Source organism: Bacteroidota bacterium (assembly GCA_018816945.1).
Classification (GTDB): Bacteria; Bacteroidota; Bacteroidia; order Bacteroidales.
Map to the genome: position 1 here is coordinate 76500 of JAHIVC010000099.1, position 13542 is coordinate 90041.

12 protein-coding genes are annotated in these 13542 nt (G+C 35.1%); 4 read left to right on the forward strand and 8 right to left on the reverse strand.

What is annotated here, in order from left to right:
* Positions 1-20: 20 nt before the first annotated feature.
* From KKG99_14630 to lysS, 5 genes are all read right to left on the reverse strand, one after another.
* On the reverse strand, positions 21-1697 hold the full coding sequence (locus KKG99_14630; protein ID MBU1014231.1) for a LysM peptidoglycan-binding domain-containing protein: 1677 nt from the start codon (positions 1695-1697) through the stop codon (positions 21-23).
* A 266-nt stretch (positions 1698-1963) separates the two neighbouring features.
* Positions 1964-2155 (reverse strand): twin-arginine translocase TatA/TatE family subunit, encoded by a 192-nt coding sequence (locus KKG99_14635; protein ID MBU1014232.1) that lies wholly within the window; start codon positions 2153-2155, stop codon positions 1964-1966.
* 89 nt (positions 2156-2244) lie between these two features.
* A complete protein-coding gene (locus KKG99_14640; GenBank protein ID MBU1014233.1) occupies positions 2245-2637 on the reverse strand; it encodes a response regulator in 393 nt (130 codons plus the stop codon).
* 501 nt (positions 2638-3138) lie between these two features.
* Positions 3139-4092 carry a tetratricopeptide repeat protein gene (locus KKG99_14645; protein MBU1014234.1) on the reverse strand — a complete coding sequence of 318 codons (954 nt, stop codon included), beginning with the start codon at positions 4090-4092 and terminating at the stop codon, positions 3139-3141.
* A gap of 411 nt (positions 4093-4503) precedes the next feature.
* Positions 4504-6225, reverse strand: coding sequence for a lysine--tRNA ligase (gene lysS, locus KKG99_14650; protein MBU1014235.1), 1722 nt, complete (start codon positions 6223-6225; stop codon positions 4504-4506).
* Between the two features lie 224 nt (positions 6226-6449).
* Between lysS and lipA the strand changes: the two genes are divergently transcribed.
* The 4 genes from lipA to KKG99_14670 all read left to right on the forward strand — a co-directional run bounded on the left by lipA (position 6450) and on the right by KKG99_14670 (position 9448).
* The gene (gene lipA / locus KKG99_14655; protein ID MBU1014236.1) at positions 6450-7310 is read left to right on the forward strand and encodes a lipoyl synthase; all 861 of its coding nucleotides are present in this window, start codon (positions 6450-6452) and stop codon (positions 7308-7310) included.
* An 8-nt stretch (positions 7311-7318) separates the two neighbouring features.
* Positions 7319-7993, forward strand: coding sequence for a lipoyl(octanoyl) transferase LipB (lipB, locus tag KKG99_14660; protein ID MBU1014237.1), 675 nt, complete (start codon positions 7319-7321; stop codon positions 7991-7993).
* Between the two features lie 130 nt (positions 7994-8123).
* Entirely contained in the window at positions 8124-8471 is a 348-nt protein-coding gene (locus KKG99_14665) for a carboxymuconolactone decarboxylase family protein (protein ID MBU1014238.1), read from the forward strand.
* Positions 8472-8932: 461 nt separating this feature from the next.
* Complete coding sequence (locus KKG99_14670; GenBank protein MBU1014239.1) at positions 8933-9448, forward strand: ORF6N domain-containing protein; 516 nt, start codon at positions 8933-8935, stop codon at positions 9446-9448.
* Between the two features lie 117 nt (positions 9449-9565).
* Here the strand turns inward: KKG99_14670 and recO are convergent, their stop codons facing one another.
* The 3 genes from recO to ccsA all read right to left on the reverse strand — a co-directional run bounded on the left by recO (position 9566) and on the right by ccsA (position 13539).
* A complete protein-coding gene (gene recO, locus KKG99_14675; protein MBU1014240.1) occupies positions 9566-10291 on the reverse strand; it encodes a DNA repair protein RecO in 726 nt (241 codons plus the stop codon).
* 13 nt (positions 10292-10304) lie between these two features.
* Complete coding sequence (locus tag KKG99_14680) at positions 10305-12629, reverse strand: hypothetical protein (GenBank protein MBU1014241.1); 2325 nt, start codon at positions 12627-12629, stop codon at positions 10305-10307.
* A 112-nt stretch (positions 12630-12741) separates the two neighbouring features.
* On the reverse strand, positions 12742-13539 hold the full coding sequence (gene ccsA / locus KKG99_14685; GenBank protein ID MBU1014242.1) for a cytochrome c biogenesis protein CcsA: 798 nt from the start codon (positions 13537-13539) through the stop codon (positions 12742-12744).
* Between the last annotated feature and the right edge of the window lie 3 nt (positions 13540-13542).

Below are 13542 nucleotides of genomic sequence, written 5' to 3' on the forward strand. Positions count from 1 at the left end.
TGATACATTCTAATCGTTGATTAACCAATAATTGCAATCTTAATTTTCTTTCCCGGTTCTAAGCGTTTGGTGTTTTGAATATTATTAAGTGCTTTTATTTTTTCAACAGTTACGCCATCATACATTTTAGCAATATCCCACAAAGTATCTCCTGATTTTATGGTATGATATAGATATTTTCCGGAAGTATTTGCAGCTATTGCATTCCCCGCTTCTGGTTTGAATACAATTAGTTTTTGCTTTGGCTGAATAGTAGAACTTTTTAGGTTATTCCATTCTTTCAAATCAGTAATGCTGCATTTATATTTCGTGGCAATTAGTCCAAGGTTCTCTCCGGATTTCACTTCATGAACTGATTGCTCATTTGAGCGAACAACGGTTTGCTTATTACTGGCCAATACAGCTCCACTTCCGTAAAGAATAAGTTTTTGTCCGGGGAAAATATTACTATTTTTTAGACTATTCCATTGCATAAGCTGATTTACGTTGCAACGATATTGTTTAGCAATGGAGCCTAAGTTTTCGCCACTGCGAACGATGTGAATATTTCTATCCGCGACAGATGCTATTTGGGTCATGAGTTTTTCACGCTCGACCCCTTTTTCAGTTTTAAAATTATAAAGTGAATCTTCATTTTCCAAATAAGTATAGATATAATCTTTGGGCAAACGAAGAACATATTTTTCGCCATTTGTTGCCGGGATAATGCCCAATTTAAACTGTGGGTTTAAAAATTGAATGTCTTCCATTGGGACCTTTAAAAACTCCGATATCTGGTCGAATGATAAAACATCTTTAACTGTGACCGTATCAATCCCTTGATATAAGATTCCGGGATCAATCGGATAAAGATTGTGTTCGGCAGCAAAATTCATGATATAATTAACTGCTATAAAAGCGGGGACATAATCCCTGGTTTCCCTAGGCAAAAATGGCCATATGGCCCAATAATTTTTAATCCCCCCAGCTCTGCGAATAGCTCTGTTAACATTTCCTGCTCCGGAATTATAAGCAGCCAATACCAGCGACCAATCTCCATAAATATCATAAAGATCTTCCAGGTGCTCACAAGCAGCAATAGTCGATTTCATAGGATCGAACCGATCATCTACATATGAACTTACGGTTAGGCCATAAACTTTTCCGGTACCATACATGAATTGCCACAATCCTTTGGCACCAGCTCTCGAACCGGCATTTGGGATTAAAGCAGATTCTACAATGGCCAGATATTTCAATTCTAACGGAATATTATACAAATCAAGCTTTTCCTCAAAATATGGAAAATAAATTTTGGCGAGACCAAGCAATCGCTGTGTCAAATTCCTTTTTCTTTCTCCGTATAGCTGAATATAATTCTTTACGTTTTTATTGTAAGTAAGTTCAATAGGGGTTTGGGCATTTAAATAAGCTATTCTTGCTTCATAAATTGAATCGGAATAACTTGGAACAAATTCAGGAGCGTAATTATAAACATTTAAAACTTCAGAGTTTTCGTTTAAGAAATTATTGGTAAAATATTTAACATTGATCAGGCTGTCCAGCATGATTACAAGGGTAGAGTCTTCAACAAGTTCTTCCTCTATAAGATCAACCTTTGTTGTGTCGATCACTTGGCTATAACAACTGATGGATGTAAAAAGAAAAAATGATATTGCAAATAAGCTTATGGTTATATTTCTATATGGATGTTTCATAAAAATGTTTGAATCAATAATTATTTAATGACGAAGCTAAAGTTAAATTATAAACAAATTTTGTAATAAAATATTGTTTATCTCTACGAACAAATGGTAAAATGCGCATTTACAAATATATTATTGAATATTTATGAGGATACCATCGATGCGAATTACCCTATTTTATATCGAAAATAAGTATAAATTTGAATATAATCCTTAAATGAATTTATTAAAATTAAGATGGGAATACCCAATTAAAATCCAAGGTAACCGGGATTTGATTATTTTTTATTTTCTTCTTTTTCCTTTTTTTCCTCATCTGGATTCATTCCCTCTTTAAATTCCCTTATTCCACGTCCCAGTCCTTTCATCAATTCCGGAATTTTTTTCCCACCAAAAAGTAACAAAACTATTGCAACGATTATTATTGCCTGCCATGGACCAACAACGCCCAAAAGTACGAGTAAATTCATTTTTTACATTTTTTAAAGTGACAACAAATATATGAAATAACAAGAATAATAAAACAAAGAACAAATATAGTACTAAAGATATGGTGCTGCTAACTTTTAAGAGCTTTAATTAACTCTTCCGACCTAAATGGTTTGGTCATAAAATAATCCATCCCAACTTCAAAACACTTATTTTTGTCCTCAGTAAGTACATTGGCAGTTATCGCAATAATTTTTATAGGGTTTGTTACCTTATTTTCGCGTTCAAATTTCCTAATCTCAATCGTGGCACTAATTCCATCCAAAACCGGCATCTGCAAATCCATAAGAATTAAATCGTATTTCCCGGATTTATACATTTCAACAGCCATTCTACCATTGATGGCAATTTCCACATCATGACCCATTTGTTTTAGGTTCATCATGGCCACTTTTTGGTTAATCAGGTTATCTTCTGCAACCAAAATGTTTAGCTTTCGTTCTGATGGGTTTATTACAGGCATGATTGAAATTTGGTCAAATTTATTTTAACAAATAATTACAGCACCACGAGCGATAAAATAATTGTGACAATAATTGTAACAATCAGCACAATTACCCTTTCATTAGGTCGAAGTTTTTCCATGTGTTAATGTAATTTTTATTATTCTTTGTTGTAAAGCTATTAAATTTTGAAATAAGAGTTTCATTTTAATAAAGAAAATTCTTAAAGTTGACTATCCCCGTGGCAAGCCAAGGGGTACTTGCCTGCGGCAGGCAGGTTTTGCCAACTTTATTTCAGCAAAAAGCTGAAAACCGAATTTTCATTATTTCACCCCTCTGTCAGTCATTCGACTGACATCCCTGCCTGCGGCAAGGCAGGTCCCCTGAAAATCAGGGGAGAGTATTAGGAAACCTCGCGGCAAGCCACGAGGAATTGTTTGATTCAAAAATTATATCAATGCATAAAAAAAAGAGGGAGAACGAATGTTCCTCCTCTTTTATCAAGATAACTTAACTTTTTATTAATTACACTTTAATTCGTTTTTGATTTTATGTTGGGCTGCAGCAACATTTGGTCCGCTTGTTACTTTTTTATAAGCACTACAGGCCTCATTCTTATTATTTATTCCTTCGTAAGCTCTGCCTAATTCAAAATAAACTTTTGATTTGTCTTTTGTTTCAAGCTCAACAGCTTTTTTACCAAAGTCAACTGCTTTTTGCCAATTTGATAATCCATTATTTGCAATCGTTGCAAAATATAAAATTTGAGCATCACCATCTTCATAATTTAAGGCGATATCAATATATTCCATAGATTTAGTAAAATTTCCTGCCTGAAGCGCTTTTCCTGCATCTGCCCTGAAACTTCTGAATACTGTCAATTTTGCAGCTTCAACAGTTTTATCATCAGCCGGACCAAGTTCGATAACCTTATCCATGGCTGCTTTAAACTCTGCTGCTTTATCCTGTTTATTATAAACCAAACCTATGCTATAATATGCCTTAGAATAGGTTTCATCAGCTTGTATTGCTTTCTCAAAAGATACGATTGCATTATCGTATTCTTCATCTTTATACTGAGCAGATCCTTTTGTTGTATAAACCCTGGCTATATAGTTTAGCGCTTTATCAGAATTTTCTTTATCATTTATTTTAAGGGCAAATTCGCTTGATTTTTGAAAATCAATAACCGCTTCATCAAATTTTTGGGCCTGATATGCCCCAATACCCATTTTAAAATATGCGTCAGGAATTTGTGATTCGGCCTTCATTTTCATTTCTTCCCCTTCCTCGCCAAGTTTACTGCAAATATCAATACATTCGGAATAAGCTTTAATTGCTGCTGCATAGTCATTTGCTTTAACTGCTGCAATACCATTATTGAAAGCTTCACCGGCTTCATTCATGGTTTGGGAAAATAAGAAAGATGAGAGGCTTAAAAATGCCACACTAAGAATCAGTTTAATTTTGTTCATAATTATCGTCGTTTTTAGTGATTAATTAAAGATTAGCCTGCAAATATATAAAAACTAACAAAAAATGAAAATTTCATTTTCTTAAAGTTTCTTAAATCAAAATAATTGCAAAACTAAATCGCAATGTTATATTGAGGGTTTTATATACAATTACCCTACCAAAGAATGATCATGTCGATCTGTTAACCTGTTCAGATTAATTTGAAGCTTACTTTAACCTTTGTAACTAATCAGTCTACAGCAAGTCGATAAAATTAAGTATTTGATTGAAATCTTTCTTTGCTTTGTGTCTCTTTGAGCTACTTTGGGTAACTTTGTGTAATAGCTGTGTCACAAAGAACCACAAAGAAGACACTAAGTATCACAAAGAAGACATCTTCACAACCGCTAATTTTTGACAATAATTAGTTACTAACCTTTTATCCATGATTCCAAATCTTCCGATTTAAGACCGGGCGTATCTAATTTCATTTTTTTACGCAGTCCGCCTAAATCATTCATAAGTTTGTTAGCATCAGCTTGCTTGAAGGCTTCAACGGTATTAAAACCTGCTTTACGAATGGCAGGAATCCAAACTTCAGGGATTCCTAAATTTTTAAAATCAGCATCAGAAGAAATATTGACCTTTTGTTGAGGGCGCATTTGCGGGAAAAATAAAACATCCTGAATTGAATCGGAATTTGTCATGATCATAGATAGCCGGTCAATACCTATTCCAATTCCTGCCGTAGGAGGCATTCCATATTCAAGCGCATTTAAGAAATCTTCGTCCAATACCATACTTTCGTCATCACCGCGTTTTCCCAATTCAAGCTGAGATTCAAATCGCTGACGTTGATCAATAGGATCATTCAATTCAGAAAAAGCATTGCATAATTCCTTACCATTACAAACGGCTTCAAACCGCTCAACAAGTCCTTCAACTTTGCGGTGTTTTTTTGCCAAGGGCGACATTTCAACAGGATAATCGGTAATAAACGTTGGCTGAATCAATTGTGCTTCGCAGCATTCACCAAATATCTCATCAATCAATTTTCCTTTACCCATACTTGGGTCAATCGGAACTTGAAGTTTAGCGGCCGTTTCTCTCAATTGACCTTCGTCCATTTCCGAAATGTCTATTCCGGTAAAATGAGTGATAGCCTCAAACATGGTGAATCGTTTCCAAGGTCTTTTAAAATCGATGATGTTTTTTCCAACCTGAACTTTGGTTGTTCCATGTAAATCCATGGCAACTTTTTCGATCATTTCCTCAGCCAAATTCATCATCCATTCGTAGTCTTTGTAAGCTACATATAATTCAATTTGGGTAAATTCAGGATTATGGAAACGATCCATCCCTTCGTTACGGAAATCTTTTGAAAATTCATAAACACCATCAAATCCACCCACAATCAGTCTTTTTAAATACAATTCATTGGCGATTCTCAGATAAAGCGTCATGTCCAAAGAGTTGTGATGGGTTTTGAAAGGACGTGCAGCAGCACCACCGTACAAAGGCTGAAGAATGGGTGTTTCAACTTCCAAATATCCTTTTTCGTTCAGAAAAGTTCTCATTGTATTCATCAACTGTGAGCGCTTTTCAAAAATCTTTTTTACTGATGGATTTACGATTAAATCAAGATAACGTTGGCGATAACGTTGCTCAGGATCGGTAAATGCATCATATTTTTTATCGTCTTTCTCTTTAACTACAGGCAGCGGTTTTAAGGCTTTACACAGAATTTTATATTCGGTAACATGGATGGTTATTTCACCCATCTGGGTGATAAAAACATAACCTTTCACCCCAATGATATCACCGATATCGAGCAATCTCTTAAAAACAGTATTATAGAGTGTTTTATCTTCACCGGGGCAAATGTCATCGCGTTTAAAATATAATTGAATACGAGAAGTTGAATCCTGAAACTCGACAAAGGAAGCTGCTCCCATAATCCTACGACTCATAATCCGTCCCGAAATTTGAACATCATGATACAAAGACTTATCTTCAGGGAAATTCTTTAAAATATCTTGAATGGCTACATTTGATTTATACTCTTCTGCAGGATAAGGATCAATCCCTAAACTAATTAGTTCTTTTAAAGAATTCCTTCTGACTATTTCATGTTCACTCAATTCTCGACTCATGTTTTTAAAATTTTTGCAAAGATAAGAAAGTACATTAATTGTTTTTAATAAAATTTGAACTCCATAGTACTCAAACTATCTGTGTTTTATAGCTGGGAAGTGCCTAAAGGTTTAAGTGACTAAAATGCCTAAATCAAATTTCACAAATCAACTTTAGTTACTCCAAACTTTAGCTCACTTCAAGTACTTTTTTAATTAATTTTGCCAAATATTGAACGATTAGAATGAAAGCAGAAAAACAAACGAGAAGGATAAAACCGGATTGGCTCAAAACCCAAATTCCCACCGGTAAAACATATCTTGGAGTTAGAGAAATTGTTGAAAAAAACAAACTTCATACGATTTGCACGAGCGGAAATTGCCCAAACATGAACGAATGCTGGGGTTTAGGAACTGCTACCTTAATGATATTGGGAGATATTTGTACCCGTTCATGTAAGTTCTGTAATGTAAAAACAGGTAAGCCCGATGCTGTTGATTGCGATGAACCCAAAAGAGTTGCAGATTCTGTTAAGCTAATGAAACTTAAACATGTGGTTTTAACTTCTGTCGACCGTGATGATTTAGAAGATGGAGGTGCGGGTATATGGGCCGAAACAATCAAAGAAATTAAGAACACATCACCCGAAACCACACAAGAAACCCTTATCCCTGATTTTCAAGGTAAAAAAAATCTGATTGAAATGGTGATCGATGCTGCACCCGAAGTAATTTCCCACAATCTGGAAACCGTTGAACGATTAACACCCCAAGTTCGAAGTATTGCCAATTATAGAAGAAGCCTTGAAGTAATCCGTCAAATTGCACTTTCAGGAATTGTTGCAAAATCAGGGATTATGGTTGGCATAGGCGAAACCGAAGAAGAAGTATTACAATGCATGGACGATTTGCTGGAGGTTGGATGCAAGGTTTTCACCATTGGGCAATATTTGCAACCTACCACGAAACATTTACCCGTTCTGGAATATGTTCATCCCGATACTTTTGAAATGTATAAAGAAATTGGATTGGAAAAAGGGTTTACTCATGTGGAGAGCAGTCCACTGGTACGCTCATCCTATCATGCCGAAAAACATGTTTATTAAAAAGAAAAATGATCAAAACCATTTATAAAAACTTGGGGATAATCGATTATAAAGAAGCCTGGGATTATCAGGAAGAATTATTTGCCCAAAAATTACAAGAAAAACGTAACGCTCAAATCCCCGAAAATCATTTATTGCTTTGTGAGCATCCCCCTGTGTTTACCCTTGGTAAAAGCGGGGATGATTCGAACTTGTTGATAACTCAAAACCTTTTGGATCAAAAAGGAATTCAATATTATAAAATTAATAGGGGGGGGGACATTACTTTTCATGGACCGGGTCAAATTGTAGGTTACCCCATACTCGATTTGGAACAATTTAAACTTGGGGTTAAAGAGTATATTCATGCAATGGAAGAGGTGATTATTAAAACCCTCGCCGATTACCATATTAAAAGCGAACGTCTGGAAGGTGCCACCGGGGTTTGGATGGATACCAATAAAATCTCTGCCCGTAAAATTTGTGCCATCGGCGTAAAAGCCAGCCGGCACATTACCATGCATGGTTTTGCTTTTAATGTAAATACCGATTTAAGTTATTACAGCCTCATCAATCCTTGTGGTTTCACCGATAAAGGCGTGACTTCATTAGCCAAAGAATTAGGTCACGGTCTTAAAATGGCAGAAGTACAGCAACAAGTTAAGCACTACTTTTCTGAGGTTTTCGGGATGGAAATGGAATAGAAGTAATACGATTGTAATACAATGGTAATACGTTGTGATACGATATAGTTAGCGTTTATGATTAAAAGAAAGGAACGATGATAGAATATCGTGGAATTTTGACAAATTTAAAATTAAACAATTAAAAGAGGTGAACAAATTCGAAGAAATTAATCGTAAAAGAAAAGAATCAAATGCTAGATTCGAGAAGCTAGACTCAAAAGTTTATAAACTTTTTTTAGAAATGGGTGATGCAACATTCTGCGATGGGGCTTTACCGAAAAAAACAAAGGAACTGATTGTCATAGCAATCGGAGCAATTACAAATTGTGAGTCATGCATGCAATGGCATATTGAGCAAGCCTATAAAGATGGTGCTACTATTCATGAAGTCATGGAAGCTCTTGAAGTTGCAATTGATATGGGTGTTGGGCCAGTTACTGTAAATGCGAGGTTTGCACTTGATGTAATGGAGAATACTTTTGGTAAAATAAAATAAAACCCACAAACCCTAATATCCGCTAAATTCCATTTGGGCGGAAATGCAGAAACCAAAGTTTTTTGTACTTTAGTTTTTGTATTAACGAGGGATAAAAAAACGGTTCTTTGCTCCCAACCGCAATTTAGCGTGGGAACGTTATACCTAGTTTTATCTATTCACAATCAGTGGACATTCGGTTATCATTCTATTGTAATTCGTTGGTCAATATTTTGACTTTCTGTTGCTAAGTGTCAATCCAAAAACTCATTAATCACCCAATTATATATTAATATCATTCCGGCTCAAGCAAAGCGGAAGGCCGGAATCTCATAATTCTTCCTTGAAAAGTTTTTTCTTAACGATACCCAACATTAATCAGGCAAAATTTATAATTGCTTGAGACAAATTTCTTTAATCTGTATAAATCATAAAAATAATTTGAGGTTGCAAATTGTGAACTTAAACAAAATATTATACAAATGAAAAACGAATTGGTAAAAGAAAATTTCGAATCTCTAATTTATGAGTTCAGAGGTGTTAAAATTATGCTGGACTATGATTTAGCCTTATTGTATGATATTGAAACAAGAGCGTTAAAGCAAGCAGTCCGTAGAAATATAAAGCGATTTCCAAAAGATTTTATGTTCGAGCTCAGCCATGAAGAACATAATTCTTTAAGATCACAAATTGTGATCTTAAAGAGAGGACAACACTCAAAATATCCTCCGTTTGCATTCACAGAACATGGCGTTTCTATGTTATCATCAGTCTTAAACTCGGATCGGGCAATTCAAATTAATATTGAGATTATGCGAGCATTCTCAAAATACAGAGCCTTACTTCTCGAAAGCAAAGAGTTAAATTCAGAAATAAAACGATTAGATAGTAAAATCGATAAAGTGCTCAAATACTTGCTCAGTAAAATTGATGCACTTCAACAAAAAAAACTTGATGTACCATGTAAGAAAATTGGTTACAAAAGTCATGAAAAATAGATGAAATTTAAAATTCAATTGTAATCCTGTGGACATTCAATAGAGATCCGTTAACTTTTGTATCCAACCTGAACATGTAAACACGCAAACACTCAAACACGTAAACACATCTTCAAATTAACTCAATACTTCTTTCAAAACCTTCAACGACTTCGGTGTTCCTAAATTTGGTACATGCAACTGGTAGTATTCAATGATATTATTGAGTAAATTATTTCTGGCCGTGCTATTTAAAGGAACATCCAACATGTTTTCAAAAGAAACCTGAACTAACAAGCTAAATTGATAAGCAGCTTTTTCGTTGAAATAATTTGGATGATTCGGAATAACCGATTCAAAACAACCGCTGTTCATATTAAAAATATTGTAAGTATCTGAGTAAAGTCCCTTAGGAAAAAATCCCAAATATTTACTAAGCTGAAGTAAAAATACCAGATGAAAATTAGCAAAGCCTGATGCTCTTAAATCAAGCCATTGAAGAGAATTTGAAATAAAATCAAATAGTTCAGTGTTGACTTCTTCTTCCTTAATTGAGCGATAAAGAATTTCGTTTATAAGCAATAAAATTGAGCTTTTATGAATATCGTAAGGGATGCTCGAATACTGATAAGTAAGGCGAACATCCTGCAAAAAATGAATATTACTTTTTTCTTTATGATTAGCTGTAAGCTCAACCAGTGAAAGATGCTGAAATACCACGGGGGATATTTTTGATTTTTTCCTCCTCGCACCTTTTATAATATAGGATTGCAAGCCAAATTTTTCGGTAAATATCTTTGCAATAATACTGGTTTCGGAGTATTTTAATTGATGAAAAACGATGCCCCGGCTTGACGAAATCATTGGTTTAATACAATCAATTAATGAACAAAATTTTTGTGATCATGGTCGACGAACCATCACGATTGCTAACAAAAACCAGGTAAACGCCTGTTTTAGGTTTTTGTCCGTTTAATGTTTTTCCATCCCAAATTGCCTGTCCACCCAATGATCGGGTTTCAAAAACCAAATCACCACTGATATCAGTAATTTTAACGATGGCTTCGTAAGGAACATTCTTAATGGTAATCGGACCCGAATAATCTTCCCTTACCGGATTTGGAAAGGCATAAATTTCTTCTTTTATGTTTGAAGCATCCGAAGCATCTGATCGATAGGAAATAATCCCATTGCTTGTCCCGAAAAACACTTCTCCTTCCTTATTAATGGCGATCGATAGAATGTTGTTCGAAAGCAGTGGTGAATTTTCGGCCATGAAATGAAAAATCTGTTCTTTGCCATCTTCCGAAAATAAAAATACCCCTGAGTTTTCAGTTCCTACCCATTTTCGATTTGCACCATCTACCGCAATACTCGTGATCCGTTCAGTTTCGAGCAGATACTGAGTTCTGTTATCCCATTCAACAGTGATCCGTTGTACATCAAAACTACCTCCTCCAAAAACATTTTCCGGAGCGTAAATCAATCCGATACCTTCATTGGTTCCAAGCCAGATTTCTCCATTTAAATCCTCGGCCATGCAAACAATTTCTGAAGCGAAAATATTTCCGTTTCCCGGATTCGAGGTCAATACTTTTTTCTTATCATCCGATAAATCGCTGATTGAATTGTTATCATTAAAAACCAGCAATGAATGGGCGTTTCGTAAGATGATCCACTTTTGATTGTAGGAATCGATCAACATGGTTCCGATATCGACCCCGCTGTAAGACGATCCCATATTAAACGAAAACCAGTTTCCGTCGATGGTTTGTACTGATAGAATGTCATTGGCACCTGAATTGGCAATCCATAGATTCCCGGCTTCATCAAATGCAAGATCACTTACCAATATTCTTGAAGGATCAGCATTCCAGGTTCCTAAACTAGAATTTTCGGTGTTATAAATTTCAGTTAAACTTCCATCATTAAACTCAAGCAAACCGGTTTGCCAGGTGCCTGCAAAAACCTGTTTATGATTAAAAGGGTTAACAGCCAGGCTCAGCATATCTTGTACGTTTTCAAGTTCAGCAGATGTGCAATTTTCAGATAAACAATTGATGGAATTCCAGCTTTCATTGATGAACGAATAAATTCCTTCGCGTTTGAATAAGGGTGCCCATACCGAACTTCTTCCACCTGAAGCAACCCATAAATCATTACCGGCGGTTTTCATCGAAAAGACATCAATAAAGTCAGGGCCATTTAAACTAATGAATTCTCCTTGCCAACCATCACTTGAGGTTTTAACAAGGCCCTTTTTACTATCGGCAATCCAAATTTGATTTTCACTATCTATCAAAGCACTTTTTGGGAAAATACTCTTTTGGTTGGGCGACCAGATTTTGGTTTCCAATCCGAATTGTTGATTATAAACCAATACATCCATATTCCGGCAGAATAGCAATTTATTATCTTCAGCTACAATATCAATAATATCCGATTGATCAGCATGGGAAAATAGCTGCCACCCTAATCCATTCTGAATGTAAAGGACATCATCATTATATCCGGCATTGTATTTATTAACAATTATTTTCCCACCAAAAAACTCCACTAAATTGAAAGGTGAAGCAAAATCAGGAATGGTTGTTATCCTTTGCCAGAATGCAAAATCAGCTAGATTAGGAGCATTAATTGAAGCTGTGTAAATCCCATTTTCTGTGGCAGCATAAAAATTTGTTTCATTTGCAGAAAGATCAAAAATATTCAGATAGCTACCATTTAGCCCTATGTAATAAGTGTCTTTGATTTCTTCTCTGATAAAATCCAAAACAACAATTCCAAACCCACAAGAAAGGTATGCCAGATTATTACGAATAAATATATTGTGGATGGTTTTATTCCCCAGAATCTGCTTCCGTTTGATATCAGAAATATTGATGATTTGGTTGTTCTTGACTAAATCAACATTAGAATTTGTGTAAGCTATGATCAAAATACCTGAATTTTTATCATAGCTAATTTTACTAATTCCAACATCCGATAACCCATTTACTTTTGAAAGTTTTTCGATGCTGTTATCCGTTTTTTCATAATAAAACAAACTATAGGGTGTGGCACAATAAATTTTCGATCCGGCCTCAGCAACAGAAATACCACTTTTATAGGGTAAATGATCGCGCCACTGACCAATTCCTATCTGAGAAAAGACCGGGCTAATTAATAAAAAAAGAATGGTTATGAGAATGTATTTCTTCAATGTCTTTATGTTTGCTTACACAATATTAGTAATTTCATTTTTAATGAACGTCTTTTAAAGATCAAATTACTGCGGTGTTCAAACATCTTATATCTTGATATTCTATATCTAATTATGATGAATAAATATGCAGACTGTTTTGAGCAGCCGGTAAATAATTAATTCCAAACCAGCATACCAATAAAATAATAAAAGCGAAGGTAAGAATCCAAAGTGCCTGCGTCGTATTGGTTTTTTTCTTTATTCGAAGATGAATATAGATAAGATAAACCAACCAGGTTAATAAGGCCCAAGTTTCCTTAGGATCCCAGGTCCAATAATGTCCCCAGGCTTCTTTTGCCCATAATGCACCAAACAATAATCCAAATGTTAAAAAAGCAAAACCCAGATAAACCGAATTATCTGCTAATTTTAAGGTTGGATCAAAATCCATATTTTTCTTCATCAGAACTAAGCCCTTTAATGCCGTTAATGACGAAACGGCCAAAAAGGCATAAGCAATTATGTACACCACAACGTGTGGAATAAACCAAGGCGATTGAAGTGCCGGCATCAATGTTTTATCAAAAGTTTCGGGGTTCATAATGTTTATGAACATAAACAAAACAGCCAACGTAAGGGTATATGCCAACATCCAGAATATTTTCCATCGATAATAAATGAAAATCCCTATTACCGATAAAAATATAGAATACCATAAACGGGTTTCGCCAAGGGTCCGAAATGGCGGACGCTCCAAACTTATCCATAAATTAATGGTAAAACAGGCCAGACCACCAACTCCAAGTATGAGAAATACTGCAGCAAACCAACTGTATGTTTTTGATTTTACGAATATTAAAAAGAGCAATCCCACAATCCATAATGCAGTTGTGAGGTAAGTATATAGCGGAAAACTTGTCCAGGTCATAAA

Excerpts from the sequence above, each read along its gene's own strand:
- KKG99_14640 (MBU1014233.1), bottom strand. The coding sequence starts at position 2,637 with ATGCCTGTAATAAACCCATCAGAACGAAAGCTAAACATTTTGGTTGCA.
- recO (MBU1014240.1), bottom strand. The coding sequence starts at position 10,291 with ATGATTTCGTCAAGCCGGGGCATCGTTTTTCATCAATTAAAATACTCC.
- ccsA (MBU1014242.1), bottom strand. The coding sequence starts at position 13,539 with ATGACCTGGACAAGTTTTCCGCTATATACTTACCTCACAACTGCATTA.
- lipB (MBU1014237.1), top strand. The coding sequence starts at position 7,319 with ATGATCAAAACCATTTATAAAAACTTGGGGATAATCGATTATAAAGAA.
- KKG99_14630 (MBU1014231.1), bottom strand. The coding sequence starts at position 1,697 with ATGAAACATCCATATAGAAATATAACCATAAGCTTATTTGCAATATCA.
- KKG99_14635 (MBU1014232.1), bottom strand. The coding sequence starts at position 2,155 with ATGAATTTACTCGTACTTTTGGGCGTTGTTGGTCCATGGCAGGCAATA.
- lipA (MBU1014236.1), top strand. The coding sequence starts at position 6,450 with ATGAAAGCAGAAAAACAAACGAGAAGGATAAAACCGGATTGGCTCAAA.
- KKG99_14670 (MBU1014239.1), top strand. The coding sequence starts at position 8,933 with ATGAAAAACGAATTGGTAAAAGAAAATTTCGAATCTCTAATTTATGAG.
- KKG99_14645 (MBU1014234.1), bottom strand. The coding sequence starts at position 4,092 with ATGAACAAAATTAAACTGATTCTTAGTGTGGCATTTTTAAGCCTCTCA.
- lysS (MBU1014235.1), bottom strand. The coding sequence starts at position 6,225 with ATGAGTCGAGAATTGAGTGAACATGAAATAGTCAGAAGGAATTCTTTA.